General features: G+C 55.8%; 19 protein-coding genes. 8 read left to right on the forward strand and 11 right to left on the reverse strand.

Annotated features, from left to right (window positions below; translation table 11 throughout):
- Positions 1-12: 12 nt before the first annotated feature.
- Entirely contained in the window at positions 13-1,104 is a 1,092-nt protein-coding gene (locus ACN0TS_RS07495; protein WP_417258710.1) for an isocitrate/isopropylmalate dehydrogenase family protein, read from the reverse strand.
- A gap of 134 nt (positions 1,105-1,238) precedes the next feature.
- On the opposite strand from ACN0TS_RS07495, the gene ACN0TS_RS07500 reads away from it, so the two are divergent.
- The 5 genes from ACN0TS_RS07500 (at position 1,239) to ACN0TS_RS07520 (ending at position 5,728) form a co-directional block, all read left to right on the forward strand.
- Positions 1,239-2,246, forward strand: a complete 1,008-nt coding sequence (locus ACN0TS_RS07500) for a Bug family tripartite tricarboxylate transporter substrate binding protein (protein WP_417258711.1) — start codon at positions 1,239-1,241, stop codon at positions 2,244-2,246.
- Positions 2,247-2,341: 95 nt separating this feature from the next.
- Positions 2,342-3,106 carry a hypothetical protein gene (locus tag ACN0TS_RS07505; RefSeq protein ID WP_417258712.1) on the forward strand — a complete coding sequence of 255 codons (765 nt, stop codon included), beginning with the start codon at positions 2,342-2,344 and terminating at the stop codon, positions 3,104-3,106.
- Between the two features lie 2 nt (positions 3,107-3,108).
- Positions 3,109-4,620 (forward strand): tripartite tricarboxylate transporter permease, encoded by a 1,512-nt coding sequence (locus tag ACN0TS_RS07510; RefSeq protein WP_417258713.1) that lies wholly within the window; start codon positions 3,109-3,111, stop codon positions 4,618-4,620.
- Positions 4,620-4,916: a putative quinol monooxygenase gene (locus ACN0TS_RS07515; protein WP_417258714.1), complete on the forward strand. Its 297-nt coding sequence runs from the start codon at positions 4,620-4,622 to the stop codon at positions 4,914-4,916. The genes ACN0TS_RS07510 and ACN0TS_RS07515 overlap by 1 nt, the downstream gene beginning before the upstream one ends.
- Positions 4,913-5,728: an N-acyl homoserine lactonase family protein gene (locus ACN0TS_RS07520; protein WP_417258715.1), complete on the forward strand. Its 816-nt coding sequence runs from the start codon at positions 4,913-4,915 to the stop codon at positions 5,726-5,728. Before ACN0TS_RS07515 ends, ACN0TS_RS07520 begins: the two co-directional genes overlap by 4 nt.
- A gap of 34 nt (positions 5,729-5,762) precedes the next feature.
- Here ACN0TS_RS07520 and ACN0TS_RS07525 read toward each other — a convergent pair whose 3' ends face one another.
- The 5 genes from ACN0TS_RS07525 to ACN0TS_RS07545 form a co-directional block, all read right to left on the reverse strand.
- Positions 5,763-7,280, reverse strand: a complete 1,518-nt coding sequence (locus ACN0TS_RS07525; protein ID WP_417258716.1) for a UxaA family hydrolase — start codon at positions 7,278-7,280, stop codon at positions 5,763-5,765.
- 11 nt (positions 7,281-7,291) lie between these two features.
- Positions 7,292-8,305, reverse strand: coding sequence for a zinc-binding alcohol dehydrogenase family protein (locus tag ACN0TS_RS07530; RefSeq protein ID WP_417258717.1), 1,014 nt, complete (start codon positions 8,303-8,305; stop codon positions 7,292-7,294).
- Complete coding sequence (locus ACN0TS_RS07535) at positions 8,302-9,075, reverse strand: ATP-binding cassette domain-containing protein (protein ID WP_417258718.1); 774 nt, start codon at positions 9,073-9,075, stop codon at positions 8,302-8,304. Before ACN0TS_RS07535 ends, ACN0TS_RS07530 begins: the two co-directional genes overlap by 4 nt.
- Before the next feature lie 63 nt (positions 9,076-9,138).
- Complete coding sequence (locus ACN0TS_RS07540; RefSeq protein WP_417258719.1) at positions 9,139-10,077, reverse strand: ABC transporter substrate-binding protein; 939 nt, start codon at positions 10,075-10,077, stop codon at positions 9,139-9,141.
- A 43-nt stretch (positions 10,078-10,120) separates the two neighbouring features.
- The gene (locus ACN0TS_RS07545; protein WP_417258720.1) at positions 10,121-11,146 is read right to left on the reverse strand and encodes an ABC transporter permease; all 1,026 of its coding nucleotides are present in this window, start codon (positions 11,144-11,146) and stop codon (positions 10,121-10,123) included.
- A gap of 135 nt (positions 11,147-11,281) precedes the next feature.
- Here ACN0TS_RS07545 and ACN0TS_RS07550 point away from each other — a divergent pair, with 135 nt between their 5' ends.
- Positions 11,282-12,184: an FCD domain-containing protein gene (locus tag ACN0TS_RS07550; protein WP_417258721.1), complete on the forward strand. Its 903-nt coding sequence runs from the start codon at positions 11,282-11,284 to the stop codon at positions 12,182-12,184.
- Here ACN0TS_RS07550 and ACN0TS_RS07555 read toward each other — a convergent pair.
- Positions 12,176-13,138, reverse strand: coding sequence for an aldo/keto reductase (locus ACN0TS_RS07555; RefSeq protein WP_417258722.1), 963 nt, complete (start codon positions 13,136-13,138; stop codon positions 12,176-12,178). The genes ACN0TS_RS07550 and ACN0TS_RS07555 overlap by 9 nt on opposite strands.
- Positions 13,135-14,241, reverse strand: coding sequence for a mannitol dehydrogenase family protein (locus ACN0TS_RS07560; RefSeq protein ID WP_417258723.1), 1,107 nt, complete (start codon positions 14,239-14,241; stop codon positions 13,135-13,137). The genes ACN0TS_RS07555 and ACN0TS_RS07560 overlap by 4 nt, the downstream gene beginning before the upstream one ends.
- 64 nt (positions 14,242-14,305) lie before the next feature.
- On the opposite strand from ACN0TS_RS07560, the gene ACN0TS_RS07565 reads away from it, so the two are divergent.
- Entirely contained in the window at positions 14,306-15,133 is an 828-nt protein-coding gene (locus tag ACN0TS_RS07565; RefSeq protein ID WP_417258724.1) for an amidohydrolase family protein, read from the forward strand.
- 131 nt (positions 15,134-15,264) lie between these two features.
- A complete protein-coding gene (locus ACN0TS_RS07570; RefSeq protein WP_417258725.1) occupies positions 15,265-16,479 on the forward strand; it encodes an NAD(P)/FAD-dependent oxidoreductase in 1,215 nt (404 codons plus the stop codon).
- On the opposite strand, the gene holA is transcribed toward ACN0TS_RS07570, so the two are convergent.
- The 3 genes from holA to ACN0TS_RS07585 form a co-directional block, all read right to left on the reverse strand.
- Entirely contained in the window at positions 16,445-17,470 is a 1,026-nt protein-coding gene (gene holA / locus ACN0TS_RS07575) for a DNA polymerase III subunit delta (protein ID WP_417258726.1), read from the reverse strand. The genes ACN0TS_RS07570 and holA overlap by 35 nt on opposite strands.
- The gene (lptE, locus tag ACN0TS_RS07580) at positions 17,467-17,961 is read right to left on the reverse strand and encodes an LPS assembly lipoprotein LptE (RefSeq protein ID WP_417258727.1); all 495 of its coding nucleotides are present in this window, start codon (positions 17,959-17,961) and stop codon (positions 17,467-17,469) included. Before lptE ends, holA begins: the two co-directional genes overlap by 4 nt.
- The coding region (locus ACN0TS_RS07585) for a class I tRNA ligase family protein (RefSeq protein ID WP_417258728.1) at positions 17,948-18,594 on the reverse strand (647 nt) is incomplete at its 5' end. The genes lptE and ACN0TS_RS07585, both read right to left, overlap by 14 nt.

The raw sequence follows: 18,594 nt of genomic DNA on the forward strand, positions 1-18,594 counted from the left end.
TTCGTAAGGGGGTCATTCGCGTTTCAACAGACGCAACACGGCGTCCGCTGCCTCTTTCGTCCCTGCAACACCGCCTAGATCGCGGGTGAGGCTGTCGGCACGGGCAACGACGTCCTCAACCGCCTCACGAAGGCGTCGGCCATCTTGGGCCATTGCTGCATTGTCATGTTTCACGGCGAGCCAGTCGAGCATCATTGCGGCCGACAGGATCATGGCGTGGGGATTGGCCACACCGCGGCCCGCGATATCGGGTGCGGAGCCGTGGCAGGGTTGGAACACGGCCTGTTGCAGACCGATGTCGGCGGAGGGTGCAAGACCAAGCCCACCCATCAGACCAGCACCGAGATCGGATAGGATATCGCCGAACATGTTTTCGGTCACGAGCACATCGAACTCCCACGGTTTTTGGACCATCCAGAGCGCGGTTGCATCCACATAGGCGTGGTCCGCAATCAGGTCAGGATGACTATGGGAAATGTCGTCAAATATTTCACGGAAAAAGGCGAAGGCGCGGAACACATTGGCTTTGTCGACACAGGTCACACGACCGGGGCCGCGACCATTTTTCTTACGTGTGGCGGCCAAATCGAAGGCAAACCGGAAAAGTTTTTCGGAAACATCGCGGGTGATGCGCAGGGTTTCCGTCGCTTCGTCCTCCGAGACTTCACCACGCCCTTGGGAATAGAATAGGCCTTCAGTACTTTCGCGGATCAGCACAAAGTCGATCTCGCGTCCTTCGGGTAGATTGAGGGGGCTTGCCTGTCCCGCGCTAAGGCGCACAGGACGCACTCCAGCGAACAGTCCGAAGGCTTTTCGAAGCTCGATTTGCGGCGAAATTTCGGTGCCATCGGGGTAGCGCACATCGGGCAGACCCATGGCGGACAGCAGGATAGCATCGGCTTTTCGTGCGCCCGCGAGTGATGTTTCAGGAAGCGATTCTCCGGTTTTTGCATAGTGGGCAGCACCCGCAGGTAATGTGTTGAAATTGAATGCGTAACTATTTGAGTGCGAAGCGATATTCTTAAGAATGTCGACCGTGGGCGCCATGATTTCAGGGCCGATTCCGTCGCCCTCGAAGACTGCGATTTCAAACGTCTTGGTCATTTCTGACTGCGCCTTTCTTTGTTTGTTCTAAACGGAGCAACGTCATTGATGCATCCGGCATTGACAGCTTGCTATTTAATGCATACATAAAAAAATGCAATACTAAACGCAATGCAGTTGGGAGGAGCTAACTGATGAAAATTTCTATTTCCGCAACACTAGCGGCGCTTTCGCTTGCTATGGGGGTTTCAACGTCCGTACAGGCGCAAGATTATCCCTATCGTGACATCACCAACGCTGTAGTCTGGGGGGCCGGCGGCGGCACTGACACAATCAACCGTATGATCATGGCGGAGATGGAAAAGCATCTACCTGTCTCCATCAACGTCGTGAACCAGACAGGCGGCGTCGCAGGGTCCAACGGGATGGTGTATGTCGCCAACCAGCCTGATGATGGATACACGCTTGTGGGTTTGTCAGAATCCAATGTCACCGCCGCAGTGCAGGGCGGATGGGATAAGAAATTCGATTTCTGGTATCCCTTCATTGTCGGCGGTTCGCCTGACTTGATTTCGGTTCCGGCAGACAGCCCTTTCCAAACCATCGACGATCTTGTGAGTGCTGCTAAGGCAGACGCAGGTTCCATTCCCGCTGCCGCTGGCGGTGCGGGTTCTATCCACCACCTCAACTTGCTCGCGCTTCAGCACGGGACATCCGCAGAATTCAAATTCGTGCCCTACAAAGGGTCGGCTGCAGGCCAAGAAGCTGCGATTGCGGGCGAAGTGCAGGCCGTTGTGACGTCGCTTGCTGAACAAGCGCCGCTCATCTCAGGTGGTCAGTTGCGTCCATTGGCAACGCTGACGCCAAGTGCAGCAGAGTTCAATGGCCAGACCATTCCTTCGGCGCTTGAGATTTATCCTGCGCTCACGGATTTCCTGCCACTTAAACAGGCCATCGGGTTCGCCGTTCATAATTCCGCACCCGACGATGTAAAAGCCACTCTCGCCGCGGCGTTTGAAAAAGCGATGGCGTCGGATGCCGTGGCGGAATGGGCCAAAACAAACAACTATGACCTCAGCGGTCAATATGGTCCTGAAGCACAGGCGCTGTTCGCGACGCTCGAGAGCAACTTTGCCTATACGTTGCAGGATCTTGGTGTCGCGACTGTCGATCCCGCATCCCTTGGAATTGAAAAACCATAAAAGCCTGAAATCCCATTCGGGACAGTTCGGGTGAATGCTCACGATTTGGGGCGGACGGAGTGTCCGCCCCAGCATGGGAAGGGAGAGGCAGGCCTTTGGATTTACATGTTACATCTGTCGCGGAGGACAAACAGGCCCTTCGCGCGCGCGATTTTTGGAGTGCATTGGTACTCATCGCGCTATCTTTGTTCTTTTTAGCCAAAACGTTGGAGCTGCCACTCGGGACTCAGACGGGTGGCGGCGTGTCGAGCGCGGGGTGGTACACTTCGGCGGCAATTGTGCCTTTGGGCATATTTGGTTCTGTGTTGTGCCTGTCGATCATTCTTCTGGTCATTTCGATCCGTTCGGGTGGCGCGGCACATGCACTTTCGGCCGCGGGCGTGGATTGGCAGGGCCGCGAGGTTCTGCGTTTTCTCGCCGTGGCGGTCATGCTTCTGGCCTATATCGTGGGTCTCGTGCCTCGTGTTGATTTCATCCTTGCCTCAGGGCTTTTGATAACAGCGCTTATTAGCGGATTTCATGGCCGTGAAACCCCACGGCCTCTAGTGCCGGTCTTGGTGATTTCAGTGGCCGCGCTCTTTGCCTTTCTGGTCTACGGACCTCAGTCACGTTGGTCGGCATGGGGGGATGATATCGTTGCGCTTTGTGCGTTGGTGGTGCTGACGGTTTGGCATCAAATGACGGGTGTAAAAGGAACAGCCCGCAAAGTAACTCCGCTGCTGGCTATCGGGGTTCCTCTGGTTCTGGTTTGCGCAATGGCCTTCGGGTTTCGTCAGAACGTACCCAATCGCGGCGGGCTGATCTTCTCGAAAATTGAGTACAGCTATTACGTCCACCTTCGTCCGCTTTGGAGACCGTGACTATGGAATTTGTGCTTGGACAACTTATCGGTTTTGGCGGGGCCTTTTCCGCTCTCGTTTCGGACCCTTTGACCTATGTATATTTGATTTCTTCGGTGTTCCTAGGAATTGTTTTCGGGGCATTACCCGGTTTGACGGCAACGTTGGCCGTGACGATTCTCACAGGTTTCTTCGGCAATAAAATCCCACTCGATTATGCGCTGATTGCCTTACTCGGGGCCTATGTGGGCGCGATCTATGGCGGGTCATATCCGTCCATTTTGCTCAACATCCCAGGCACTGCGGCGAGTGCGGCCACGGCAATGGATGGCTACCCGTTAGCGCGTGAAGGGCGCGGGGCGGAGGCTTTAGGGCTGACCACCACTGCGAGTTTTATCGGGACACTCGTGGGGACCGTGGCCCTCTTGATTTTCGTCTGGGTGCTTTTGTTGATTTCCAAGAATATCGCCAGTCCTGAAAAGGCGCTTTTGGCTCTCTTTGGCATTCTGCTTTCGGGTACGTTGATGAGTGAAGATTTGGCGATCAAAGGATGGATTGCGGGCTTTATCGGTTTGGCCTTGGCGATGGTTGGTATGGACCCGATTTTAAGCGAGGCACGCTATACCTTTGGGTGGTCCTATCTGTTGAGCGGAATAGCCGTGGTGCCTGTGTTGATGGGGGCTTTTGCTGTGCCGCAGATCATCAATGGGCTGCGCTATGTCAAAACAGGTGAAGTCATCGAAATTTCGGGTCGAATCCTGCCCAACATGGCTGCTGTCCGACATTTCTTGCCGACAATCGGGCGCTCGGGAGTGATCGGTACTGGTGTGGGTGCCTTGCCCGGTGTGGGTGAAGACGTTGCAGGTTGGGTCAGCTACGGCGTGGGTAAGGCCGTCTCTAACGAAGGCGACAAGTTTGGCAAGGGCAGTCTCGAAGGATTGCTCTGTTCGGAAACGGCCAATAACGCTTGTATCGGTGGGGCATTGATCCCGCTTTTGGTGCTGGGCATTCCTGGTTCCCCGCCCGCAGCGGCGCTGATGGGAGCGTTCAAGATCAACAATGTGATCCCCGGCCCTACAATTGATCCGGCGATCATCCTGCGTGTTGTCGCGATTATGGTGTTGGCGAGCTTTACCATGTTCGTGATGGGCCTGTTTACAGCACGGGTGTTCATTAAAGTGCTGCGCATTCCCCAAACAATGTTCCTGCCGCTTGTCATGATCCTGACGACCATCGGCTCTTTTAGTGTCGGTGGCGGGTTGAATGATCTCTATCTGATGCTTGGCATCGGTGTGGTCGCTTATCTAATGAATATGCTCAAATACCCAATTGCGCCTTTGGTAATTGGTGTGATCCTCGGGGGCATGTTCGATGAAACTTTCCGCAGGACGCTGTTCCTATCCGATGGGGATCTTATGGCCTTTGTTTCTCGTCCTGGTGCGGCCATTCTACTCTTTCTCAATGTCGCCCTTATCCTTGGCCAGTTGCCAGTGGTGAAGCGGGTTATGAAACGCCAGAAAGGACGTGCAGCCTGATGTTTGTTGTCGCTGTAACACTCACCTTAAAAGAGGGTGCCGAGGCGGCGTTTATGCCGCTGATGATTGAAAATGCCCGCCTGTCGCGTGAGACGGAAGTGGGCTGCCATCTCTTTGACATTTGCGTAGGTGAGAACGAGACTGGGGCACGTGAGGTCTTTCTCTACGAGATCTACACTGATGCCGCAGCCTTTGAGGCACATTTGCAAACCCGTCACTACAAAAGCTTTGATGCGGCGGTGTCGGAGATGATCGCCACAAAGGTGCTGAAAACCTATGACGAGGTGATCCGATGAGCAATTGGGAAGTCCATGCCGTCAAATACGCCGAGCGCAATGAGCGGGTGCGCGGCGACAGCTTTATCATTGATGACAATCACGATGCCCCTCATGCGATGGATTACTACATCTGGGTTCTGCGCAGGGCAGGGCGTGTGATCGTGGTGGATACAGGCTATGACGAGGCCGAGGCCACGGCACGCGGGCGGCCGATTATTTTGCCGCCGCAGCTCGCGCTCAAACCGCTCGGGATTGATCCCGCGACCGTCAGTGATGTGATAGTAACCCATCTGCACTATGATCATGCGGGCGGGCTGCACCTCTTTCCCAACGCGCATTTGCATATGCAGGCGGCGGAGATGACTTATGCCACTGGTCCGTGCATGTGCCACGACCATTTACGTGCGCCCTTTAGTGCGGGTCATGTCTGCGAAGCGGTCAAGCGGGTCTACACGGGAAAGATGACCTTTTACGAGGGCGACGGTGAAATCGCTGAGGGGATCACCGTGCACTGCATTGGAGGGCATTCGCGCGGGCTGCAATGTGTGCGTGTGCGCACTGCGGCAGGGTGGTTGGTGTTGGCCTCGGATGCGGCGCATTACTTTGAAAACGTCTATGCGGGGAAACCCTTCCCGATTGTGGTGGACATGCAAAACATGCTCGACGGGTTCACACGGCTCAATGCCTTGGCCTCAAGTCCCGAACTGATTGTTCCCGGGCATGATCCGATGGTGCGCGCGCTCTACCCGTCCGACGTTGCGCCACATATTTTTAGGCTCGATCATGGCCCAAATCGTGATCCCCGTGCGGAAGTGACGCCACAAAGCTGAGTAGGGGAAAATAGCGTTGGAATAAGGATCGCGCTTACATCACGGCGCCGATTTGCCACGGCACAAATTCGACCGCGCCGAAGCCTTGCGCCTCGCTCTTGGTCTTCTCGCCAGAGGCCACGCGCAACATCAGGTCAAAGATCTCCTGACCCTTGTCTTCGATGCTGACGCCGTTGAGGATTTCTCCGCCGTTTACATCCATATCGCCTTCCATCCGTGTCCAAAGGTCAGGGTTAGAGGCGATTTTGATCGAGGGAACGGGCTCGTAGCCCGACACCGATCCGCGGCCTGTGGTGAAGGCAATCAAGTTTGCGCCCGAGGCTGTTTGTCCCGTCACCGAGCAGGGGTCATAGCCTGGACTGTCCATAAAGACGAAGCCCGCTTGGTCGATAGGTTCAGCGTATTTGTAGACGCCCGCGAGCGGCGCGGTCCCGCCTTTTGCAACGGCTCCGAGGGATTTTTCCAGAATGGTCGTCAGCCCGCCGCGTTTGTTACCGGGACTCGGATTGTTGTCCATCTCGCCAAAGTTGCGCGCGGTGTAATCTTCCCACCAGTCGAGAAGGTCCACCAGTTTGCGTCCTGTTGGCTCATCCACAGCACGGCGGGTCAAGAGATGTTCTGCGCCGTAAATTTCTGATGTCTCCGACAGGATCGAAGTTCCACCGTGGCGCACCAAGAGATCGGACGCCACGCCAAGGGCAGGGTTGGCAGTAATGCCCGAATATCCGTCCGAGCCGCCGCATTGCATTCCAAGCACCAGATGCTTGGCGGAAACGTCCTCGCGTACGGCTCGATCTGCCTCGGCGGCGAGATCGCGCAAAATGGACAGGCCTTTGTCGATAGTGGCGCGGGTGCCGCCTTGTTGTTGAATCGTCATGTAGCGGAAACGAGCTGAATCACGCAGCACTTTGCGGTCGATGAGGTCGGGAATTTGCATGACTTCGCAGCCAAGCCCGATCATCAGGATTGCACCGAAGTTGGGGTTGTGTCCGTAGCCCGCGAGCGTCCGGAACAGCGTATCGTAGCCTTCGTCCTTACTTGACATGCCACAGCCCGTCCCATGCACGATTGGCACGATACCGTCGACATTGGGAAACGCTGCCAAAAGGTTCTCGCGTGTCGCTGCTTCGGCGATGAAACGGGCGACGGAGCCTGCACAGTTCACCGAGGTGAGAATGCCAAGATAGTTACGTGTGCCAACCCGCCCCGAAGAACGTTTGTAGCCCTTAAACGTTGCCGCGCTTTCTATTGGCGCGAGTTCCTGCGCGGCGCTTCCGAACCCGTAGTCTTGCTTGTGCTCCCCCATGCCGAGGTTATGACTATGCACATGAGACCCTACGGCGATATCCGTTGTCGCCGTTCCGATGATCTGCCCGTATTTCAGAACATTCTCTCCCGCGCCAATCGGTTTGGCAGCGACTTTATGGCCTGCTGGAATAGGTTCGCGTGTGACCAGATTGTCGGGCAGAATTGTTCCCTCTGGAATGGCGCGTAATGCGATCAGGATATTATCCGTGTCTTGCAAGCGCAGCGCGAAGGGCTGTTTCGTCATTGTCGCATCCTTTACGGGGTCACAAGCACCTTGATGATGTGGTCACGGTTTTCGACAAAGCCGGCAAAGCGCTCGGGCAGTTCAGCCAAAGGAACAACTGCCGAGGCAATAGCATCGGTCGGGATGTCGCCAGCGCGAATGGAGGCGATCACATGGTCGAAATCCTCTTTCAGCGCGTTGCGGCTGCCGATGATGCGCATTTCCCGCTTGTGAAATTCGGAATCTGTGAAGGTCACGGTATCTTTGACCACACTTACGAGCACGCTGGAGCCGCCATGAGCGATCAGTGGGAAACCGGCCTCGATTGCATTCACGTTCCCTGTCGCGTCGAAAACCACGTCGAACCCTTCGGAGAGATCGCCGGTTAGGATTGTTTCGTCGGGAGTGTGGATTTGGGTGAAACCGAACAAGTCTCTTGCGGTTTCAAGCCTTGGTCGGCTGATATCCATCAGATGCACCTCGGCTCCTGCGAGCCGCGCAAAGAGCGCTGTGCCGAGACCAATCGGTCCCGCACCCGTGACGAGCACCTGATCTCCTTTGCCGCATTGAGACCGCGCGACGGCATGGGCGCCGATTGCGAGAAACTCGACCATAGCCGCCTGTTCTGGGGTCAGGCCCGTTGCGGGATAGAGGTTCGCTTCGGGCACCGCCAGGCGGGCGCACATGCCCCCATCACGATGCACACCAAAAACGCCGATCTGCGTGCAACAATTCGGTTTGCCACGTCGGCAAGCGCGACATGTTCCGCAAGAGACATAGGGGTTGATCACGACAAGATCGCCCGCGTCGGGGCCGGAGGCCAAGTAGCCCGAAAGCTCGTGTCCGATCACACGCGGATAGTCGAGAAAGGGATGTTTTCCTTCGAAAATATGATAGTCGGTGCCACAAATGCCAATCGCGGCAATATCAACAAGGCGATAGCCGTCCGGAGCCTCTTGCGGCAGTTCGCGGGCCTCGAGAGCAAAGGTGCCCGGTTCGACGCAAACGCCGCATGTCATCATGTCTTGGTTCAGATCCTTCATCATACGGCCTCTAGGTTGCGTGCAGACCAGTCAGCGGGCAGTTCGCCTTTGACGATTAGGCTCAGGACATCGTCCTTCGTCACTTCGTCGATGCCATGTGCCCCGACCAAGCGCCCTTTGTTCATCACCACGACCCGATCACACAGGTCAAACACATCATGCATGTCGTGGCTGACCAGAAAGATGCCTATCCCTTCGGCGCGCAACTGGCGGATAAGATCGGCAACCATGGCCGTTTCGGACGGACCGAGCGCCGCTGTGGGCTCATCCATGATGAGAATTTTCGTGTCGAAATAGATCGCTCTGGCGATGGCGATGACCTGACGCTGACCGCCGGACAGGCTCGACACGGGGTCGCGCAGGTTTTTGAAATTCGGGTTGAGGCGCGCAAGCACCTTGCGTGCTTCTTCATGCATACGTGCATCATCAAGATTGCCAAAGCGCGTCTTGAGTTCGCGGCCCAAGAACAGGTTTTTGGGCGCGTCGAGGTGATCGGCCAGGGCCAGTGTCTGATAGATTGTCTCGATCCCAACCGCGCGGGCGTCGTTGGGTTCGGTCATGTGTACGGGCGTGCCGTTGATCCGGATTTCTCCGCTATTGGGCTCCATCGCTCCCGACAGAATCCGCATCAGGCATGACTTCCCTGCGCCGTTGTGCCCCAACAGTCCCACGACTTCGCCAGGAAAGAGATTAAGGGAAACATGATCGACGGCGCGGACGCCTCCAAAGTGCTTTTCGATGCCTACCATCTCGACTAAGGGCGTTTTCGCCATGGCACTGCCTTTCTTTAACGCATGGTTGTATGCGAGGCCGCATGAGGCGGCCCCGCACTAAAATTAGTAGAGAACGTTTTGCGCGACCGGAGTGTCGATATTGTCTTTGTCGACAAGCACAACGCCGGTATCAACGAAGTCAGGGACTTCTTTGCCGCTGAGAAGATCAACGACAGTGTCGACACCCATCTCACCCATCTGGAAGGAGCCTTGAACGGCGGTCGCTTCAAGCACACCATCCTTGATGAACTGTTGAAGGTCCTCGTTGCCGTCAAAGCCAAGTGCTACAATCGAGCCTGCTTTGCCCGCTTGCACGATTGCGCGGCCCATGCCTACGGCCGTGGGTTCGTTTGCGCCGAAGATGCCGACAAGATCAGGGTTGGCCGAGAGCACGTCGGTGGTCTGATCAAGTGCTTTGGCCATCTGGCTTTGCGAGTAGAAGGTGTTCACAACTTCGAGGTTCGAATGCTCGCTGATGTAGTCTTTGAAGCAACCTACACGGCCGATTTCAGAGCCAACGCCAGGCACATAGGACATGACGGCGATTTTGCCGCTGTCGCCTGCTTTTTCGATCATCCGTTGAGCAACGGCTTCGCCGGCTGCGCAGTTGTCAGTAGACAGGAACGCTTGGAAATATCCATTTCCGCCTTCTGCCAATGCGCTGTCGATGATGATGACGGGGATGCCGGCCTCATAGGCGCGTTTGACCGAAGGTACGAGCGCTTCAGGATCAGATGGAGCCAAAACGATGCCGGAAACGCCACGGTTGATTGCGTTTTCGACCATGTTCACCTCGTCAGCCACGGCGCTTTCGCTAGCAGGACCGTCAAAGCTGATGGTGTAGTCGCTGTGATCTGCAATCGCAGCTTCGGCACCCTTATGGACGTTTTGCCAGTAGTTCGAGTTTGTGGTCTTGACGATAACCGCAATCTCTCCCGCCTGAACTGTTCCAGCTGTAAGTGCAAGCGCACTCGCTGCCACCAAATGTTTCACATACTTCATATCTTACTTCTCCTCCTCGTTATAAGATTGAATTCACTTTCGTTCAGCGACGATTGCGTATCTGGTCGATCCAGACCGCACCAATCACCACGAACCCGATTACGATCTGCTGGATGAAGGCCGAAACGCCGGCCATGTTCAGTCCATTGCGCAAGATCCCGATGATAAAGGCCCCGATCATCGTTCCCGATATCGTTCCCACACCACCATTTAGAGACGCCCCGCCGATCACTGCTGCGGCGATGGCGTCAAGCTCGGCCATGACGCCTTCGCTTGGCTGGGCCGTCACAAGGCGAGACATCAACACATTGCCTGCAAGCCCAGCCAAAGCGCCGGACATCGTATAGGCGTAGAGCTTTGTCCAATTGACGCGCACCCCAGACAGACGTGCGGCCTCTTCGTTGGAGCCTGTCGCGTAAATGTGGCGGCCAATTTGACGTCGATTGAGCAGATAGGCCCCGAGAATAGCGATGATCAGCAACAGGATTGCGGGGTAGGGGATGCCTGGAAAGATCACCCGTGGGAAGCCGTTCGGCATCATTTCGGTCATCCGGAACAATGCTCCGTTGCCCAAAACCCCGAAGGCGTCACCCAATCCGGAAACAGGCATTGCGCCCGTGATTTGCAGCGCAATGCCGCGTGCAATGAGCATCATTCCCAGTGTGGCCACAAAGGGAGTAATCTTCATGCGGGTAATGACAAAGCCATTGAATGCGCCACACGCGGCTCCTGTCAGAATACCCAAAGCCATCGCTGGTACTACGGGCAAGCCTGCTTTTACGGAAAGTCCGGAAACAACCCCTGAAAGGGCGAGAACCGATCCCACGGACAGGTCAATGCCGCCGGTAATGATGACCATCGTCATGCCGATCCCCAGAAGACCAATAACCGAGGTTTGCAAAAGGACCGTCAGGCCGTTGTTGACGGAAAAGAACGCAGGGCTGGATAGAGAAAAGCCAAGAATAAGCAAAAGCAACGTCATAAGCGCGGAAAGCCGGTGCAGCTGGTTTTCCGCCGGCATAAAGCGCGCGAACTGGGTTTTCTGGACTGGCTTGCTGGTATCCGACATATACCTCTACCCCACATATGGATTTTAATTATTTAAAACCAATCTATGTCCTATTGATTCCTGTCAATAGTTTTTTATAATTCAATACAAATACAATATCCGTAATGTTCAGAGCTTTTGGAAAGGCGCAGAGCCATGGCGCGCAGAGATACCCGCTACAGAGAGGCCTATAATGACTTGCTCGCGCATTGCGATGGTCTGCCAGTTGGCAGTGTGCTGCCCTCGGAAACGGCTTTGTGCAAACAGCTCAATGTGAGCCGCACGGTCGTTCGGCGGTGTTTAGGGAAACTCGAAGAGTTGGGTGTTATCAGTTGGAATGGGCGTGAGAAGCATATTTTGCGCCAACCTCGCGAAGAGGACAGTATCGCGATGTCGCCTTCCAGCGGGTCTGGGGAGGATCTTGAAAAGCGGTTTCTGGATTGGATTCTGCGTTTTGACGTCCCCGCGAATACACCGCTTTCCGTGGCTGAACTGTCGCGCACGTTCGATGTCCCGCAGCATGAGTTGAAAGAGTTTCTTGCGAGTCTGAGCCGCTTTGGTCTTGTGGCGCGGCGCAAGCAAGGCGGGTGGATGCTCCTTGGGTTCACGCGGGAGTTTGCTATTGAGCTGTCGGATTTCCGTTCGGTTCTGGAGCTAAATGCTGTGGCCAATGTCGCGGAGGCTCCAATTGACCATCCCGTGTGGGCACGGTTGGCAGAACTACGTCTTGAGCATATGTCTTTGAAAGAGCGGATCGATACAGATTTTCACGAGTTCTCGAAACTCGACGAAGAGTTCCATGAAGCGATCAATTCGGTAGTGCGCAACCGCTTTGTTATGGAGTTCCAAAAGGTAATCTCTTTGGTGTTTCACTATCATTTCATGTGGGACAAAACTGATGAAAAGGTGCGCAACATCGCGGCGATCGACGAACATCTCGCTATTATTGATGCACTCGACGCGCGCGATAAAGAGACCGCAGAGGAGGCAGCCCGTCGACATTTGCGCACGTCGAAATCAACGTTGCTGTCCTCTCTGCGTCACCACGACTTAGGCTAAAATTTCGTCTGCCCCTGTGGGTAGTCCCTGTTCAATCGCCGTCAGATTGCGAGTGAGTGAGGACGGTTTCGCGGTGCCCAACAAGATCGAGGCGGTGGCTGGTTGACGTAACGCGAAGTGCAAAGCGGCGGTGGCCAAAGGTACGTCGAAACGCGCGGCACGTGCCTGCAATTCGGCGACGCGATCCAACACGTCTTTCGGCGCGGGGCCATAGTCGTATGTTGCGCCCGCCACTGGTCCAGTTGCAAGAATACCCGAGTTAAAAATACCGCCCAGCACAAGACTTGTGCCCTCCGCCAAACAGCGTGGCACCAACTCAGGCTCCGCGGAGCGGTCAAGCAATGTCAGTCGACCTGCGAGCAAAATGACGTCAATTGGGCCGTGATCCATCACGTCGAGACAGACCTGACATTCATTCACGCCCAATCCGAAAGCGCCGATCCGACCCGACTCTTTGAGGCGTACCAAACGCTCGTAACCAGAGCTGAAAAACGCATCCATATGCGCAGCATTGCCTTCGCCGTGGGTATATGTCCCGATGTCATGAACAAAAAGTATGTCTATGCGGGATTGACCCAAGCGCTCGCAGCTTTGCTCGAAACTTTCCTCTATCCCGTCTCCGGAATAGTCATAGTGCACATCATTCTGTTCTGGATTTACGAAACCGTCGACCTCGGAAATCGGTGATTTTGCGGGAGAGAGGACGCGCCCAACCTTTGAGGATAAAACATGACCTGTGCGTCCTTTCAAGAAGCGACCAAGTCGCGACTCGGAAAGTCCGCGTCCGTAATGCGGCGCCGTGTCGAAATAACGAATGCCCGCGTCCCAAGCGGTTTGCAGTACGGCTTGCGCCTCCGCCTCATCGACCTCGCGGTAGAGACTTCCGATGCTTGCACAACCAAAGGCGACCTCGCTGACATGTATGTCCGTTTTGCCGATCTTCCGCGTTTTCATGTTCGGTCTCCGTTCATTGCTTCCGTGAGCATCGGTTTGTCTGAAACGTCGCCGTTTTTACGTGCCCATTCGAGAAAGGCGCCAATTCGGCGCTGCAATTTTTCTACGTGGTTTTGTGCGATGTCTTCGAGTTTGTGATCGAGAAACGGGTTGGCAAAACGCTCTTTGGTGATGTCGATATACGCAGCGATCCCTTCGCCCTCTCCTGCAGCTTTAAAGCCGGGGAGGACCTCTTGGTGATAGAGAGCTGTGAGTCGTGCGACCTGATCCGGATCAGCCATCACATCGCGTACATAGGTGGCACCTTGACGGTCGCGAGAAAGCCAATCGGCAACCATCCAGCTATGCCCGAGGTTCAGCACGAAAAGCTTGCGCCGCTCGATGGGACCAAGATCGGGGACAACCTGAATGGCAGAATGGGAGCAGGGCATAACCAGACGTGGTTGGTCTTCAATCGCCCACAGTGCGTAGGGTTCTGCAACTGCACCTGCGGGTTCCAACGGCTCTGACACAATGCGGTCCACGAGGGAATTGACCCAAACAACCTCATGTTCGAGCCAATCGCGATATTCGGCATCCATTGACGCGGCCACATCCAAGACAAGGGATTTGAGGACATCACCGTTGTTTTGCACCAACTCGGTTGGCATGATCTGTGGCGCCTTACCACCTGCAGCGAAGCGGGCGCGCAAGAGATGCGCGAGCTTGGCGGGATAGGACATAGCGGGATCATATTGCGTGGCCTTGTCGACCTCTTGTGGGCGAAAACCCGCGTCGGCGGTGTTCGACAGGATGATCTGTGCGTCTTTGGCGATGAGGCGCTGAACCTCGCCGAAATCTTGCGTCAAAGAGAGAGCATTCTTGACGCTGGTCGCTTGTCGGCTTTCGTCGCATTGCTCCCCGTTGGAAATTCCGCGCACCCGAACTTCGTATCCTTTTGTAAGCGCCTTTAGGCGGCGGGCACGACCGGCGTCACCGCTGCTTTGCACGACGGTAATAGCGCCGAGAGCCTCATCTCTTGTCATCGCCTCTGACACGAAAAGATCCACATGAGCCTGAAGAAAGCGGCTGGTTCCAAATTGTAGGATTGGCGTTGTTGACATGAGTTCTTCTCCCTGACTATTGTTTCTTATTATTTAGAACCGAACTTCTGGACAAGGAAAAATCGTGACTATCGACGCACATCAACACTTTTGGCGTATCGCTCGCGGCGACTACTCGTGGATGGATGGCAGCGTAGCTGCAATTTCTGTGGACCATCTGCCTGAGGATTTGGCGCAGACTGCCGCTGATTGTGACGTCACAAAAACCGTTGTTGTGCAGGCCGCACCGACGATAGCCGAGACGAAATTCCTGTTGGAGCTAGCGGAGACGTCAAACTTGATCGGTGCAGTTGTAGGGTGGATCGATCTGGAGGGAGATGTGGCGGGACAACTCGCAGATATTGCTCATCCTGCGCTGCGAGGCATTCGTCCGATGCTACAAGACATCGAGCAAACTGATTGGATTTTGCGCCCCGATGTGATCAAGGGGCTTCGGCAGATCGCGGAGGCGGGTCTCCGCCTTGATGCGCTTGTCACGCCGCGTCATTTGGACGTGATTGACCACCTTGCCCAAGAGATCCCTAATCTCCCAATCGTAATCGACCATTGCGCAAAGCCCGTGTTTAACGGGACCGATCCAGGTGACGATTGGCGCGAGGGCATGAGCCGCCTTGCTTCCCACCCGCAGGTGTATTGCAAGCTTTCTGGTCTGGCCAACGAGTTTGGCACGGGCTGGTCGGCGCGTACATTGCGTAGCGTATTCGATCATGTGATCGTGAGCTTTGGAGCGCAAAGGGTGATGTGGGGCAGCGACTGGCCTGTTTTGAATCTGGCAGGTGACTATCGTGGTTGGTATGCTGCGGCGCAGGAATTGGCTCGCGACCTCACCGAGGAAGAGCGTGATTATCTTTTTGAGCGCACCGCCTCCGCATTTTACGACATTACGGCCTAATGCCACGATTGCCTCTGATCTTGTGGCGCGCAATCTGTGGGGTTCACAAATAGCCTTGGCCATAGTCATGAGACTATGCAATTTTACATGGCTCAGACTATAGAGTGACACCCAACAGAAAGTGCGCCGCTGTGTCCGATACAGATTTCGATAACGCTCCACCTGTGAGCTGTGATGCGCTTGTGGTCGGCGCTGGGCCTGCGGGGCTTATGGCGGCGGATGAGATGTCGCGGGCGGGCTTGAATGTTGTGATTGCGGAAGCCAAGCCCTCACCCGCCCGCAAATTTCTTATGGCGGGAAAATCGGGTCTAAACCTCACAAAAAACGAGGATCTGGACACCTTCATCGCAGCCTATGATCCCTGTCCACCCGCAATGAAAGAGGCGTTGCAAGATTTTGGTCCGCAGGACGCAATCGCGTGGGCTGAGGCCTTGGATCAAGAGACGTTTACAGGCTCCACGGGTCGGGTGTTTCCAAAGGGCATGAAGGCCTCGCCTCTCTTGCGGGCATGGTTGTCAAAACTGGATGTCCAAGGTGTCACGTTGCGCCGCAACTGGCGTTTGACGGGAATAGAAGACGGGTATTCTTTTGAAACGCCAGAGGGTGCGCGCCGCCTTGTCCCGATAGTCACGGTTTTGGCGCTTGGAGGCGCAAGTTGGGCGAGATTAGGGTCGAATGGCCAATGGCAAGACATGATCGAAGGCGTCGGGGCCGTCGCCCCGTTTCGCGCCTCGAATGTCGGAGTGCGCCTGTCGTGGTCGCCTCACATGGAAAAGTTCTTTGGAACCGCCGTCAAGAATATCAGCCTGAGCGCGGGGGCTTATGCTTCACGCGGAGAGATGGTTATTTCGCGAAAGGGCCTTGAGGGCGGGGGCGTCTATTCAGTGTCGCGCGGCTTTCACGATGGCGCGCCTTTGGTCGTTGACCTGATGCCAGATTGGGATGAGGCACGTCTCAAACAGGCTCTAAAGCGGCGTAAATTGAAAGAAACCACCGCAAATTTTTTGCGTAAGACGTTGCGCCTGCCGCCTGAAAAAATCGCTCTTTTGATGGAATTCGCGCGGCCCTTACCCGCTGATCTTGCTCCAGTTCTCAAGGCGCTGACGATTGGCGATGCACAACCCGCGCCGCTTGATGAAGCAATCTCTACGGCGGGGGGCGTCTCGTTTGATGCGCTTACATCCGAGCTTGCGTTCAAGGCCCGTCCAAATCTGTTCGCGGCGGGAGAAATGCTGGATTGGGATGCGCCGACAGGGGGCTATCTGATCACGGGGTGCTTGGCCACGGGACGGATTGCGGGACGCGGCGCCATCAGCGCCTTTGCGCGAGCATCGCAAGGCGGATAAGGGCGCGTTCCATTACTGCCATCGTCGGGGCGCGTGAGGCGGAGCGCAAAGTCAGGTCGGTTTCCGTCAAAATCTTGAGTGCGTTTTCGAGTTTGAACATGCCCCAATTCTGGGCCTGTCGTGTCATGCGGTCACGGCGCGGGCCGAAAATCGGCGGGCGGGCGCGGGCAATGCCCGAGGAAGCGCCACCCGGATCAGAGGCCGCGGCATGTAACGCGCGAAAGTGGCGCATAGTGAAGATGGAGAGCGCGACAGCATCTATACCTTGTCCCTCGATCTTTTTCAGGATGGGACCGAGATCCTTCGTGCGTCCATCCGCAGTCGCGTTGAGAACATCATCCACATCAGTTTCGGTCGTCACAGGCGCGCAGGCCTCGATTTCGGCGCTGGTTAGCTCCGTGTCGTCACCGATTTTATAGAGAGAAATTTTGTCGAGTGTCTGGCGGAAATCTCCCGGATCAAGGACGCGAGCCAAAGCTTCGATATCTGCCATCGCATTTGGTGAGATGTTCTTTAGCCCCGATTTAGCCAGAGTCGCCTCTATTTCGCCACGTGACGGCGGGTCTGAATAGATTGCGGCAGCATAGGCGCGGGGATGCCCCTCAAAGGCTTTGCGCAGCTTTGATGTGGCCTTCAAATTGCCTGCGGTAACAACAATCTGCGCATCGCCCTCTTGCCAGTCGTTGAGCGCTTCGACGATGAGAGGACCGACCAATTCGGTGGCTTCATCCACAAAGGCAACGCGGGGGCCGGGAAAGAAGCCTTGGCTTTTGACAGCGTCCGAGAGCAGGGATTTGTCCTTGCGAAGCTCGCCGCCCGACATACGGGTGAGGCGCATCTCCTCTTCGCCCTGCGGCCCGATGAGCGCAGAGATCAGTTCCTGACGCTTTAGCGCAATCCGCATGGTGTCGGGACCATAAATCAGCACACCTGCCCGATTTGGGTCGGGCTTTGCAAAGTAGCCGACAGCATCACGTGGCGACAGTTTCATCCCGAGGTTCCAACCACCGCAAGAATTTTTGCCACAGTTTTCTCCGCCAGTTGAACGGTGAGGCGCTCATAGGCATCTCGCGTCGCCGAGAGCGCCGCAAAGGTTGATTCCGATGCGGAGTAGGCCGTGAAGGCGGTGACTTTACCACTGCTAATCACTGCGCCAGAGGCCTGATCGGTCAGTGTGAAATCCACCTCGCCCGTTACATGGTAGCGATAGATCTCTTGGTCACGGGTCAATTCGATTGAGTTTTTATCGGTAGAAATCTTGTAGTCGAGTTTGAACCGTGGCGTGCGAGCCGCGCCGAGTTGGGCTTCTACGGCCCGCACGAATGTATAGTCCTCACGCGTATCGGGTGCTGTCAGTTGGACAGCTTCACGCAACACGCTCGCCCGTCCGTTCGGACCATAGACAGGCGCAAAGCCACAGCCCGCCAAGCCGCCAAAGGCGGTGGCGGTCATTAGAAAGCTGCGGCGGTTAAATGACGACATTTACAATACGGCCTGGCACAACAATGAGTTTCTTGGGCTGCCCACCATCGAGCGCCTTGAGGACAGCATCGTTTGCCAGCACCAGTTTTTCAATCTCTTCTTTTGGCATGTCGGCGGGCACCGTGATTTCATCACGGCGTTTGCCGTTGATTTGAATAGGCAGCGTCACGCTGTCCTCGACGAGCATGTTTTCGTCTGGAGTAGGCCAAGGGCTCTGCGCAATCAGCCCTTCGCCGCCGAGCATGGACCACATTTCCTCGGCGAGGTGCGGGGTCATGGGGGACATGAGTTGGGCGAGGGTTTTGAGCGCGTCTGTTTTGGCATAAACGCTCGCTTTAGACTTCGAAATTGCGTTTGTGAAAGCATAGAGGCGCGCGATAGCGGCGTTAAATCCAAAGGTTTCGATAGCAGACGTCACATCATGGATGGCTTTGTGCATTTCTCTCAAGAGCGCACTGTCATCTTTGTTTGGTTCGCGGTTCCCTTCACCGGCACTTGCAGCAGCAGCCAGACGCCAGACGCGGCCAAGGTGTTTGCTTGCCGCTTCGGCCCCGGATGCGGTCCATTCCACGTCGCGCTCGGGCGGGCTGTCGGAGAGCACGAACCAGCGTGCGGTGTCGGCCCCGAACTGTT

The sequence above is a fragment of the Celeribacter sp. genome, assembly GCF_048266405.1.
Classification (GTDB): Bacteria; Pseudomonadota; Alphaproteobacteria; order Rhodobacterales; family Rhodobacteraceae; genus Celeribacter.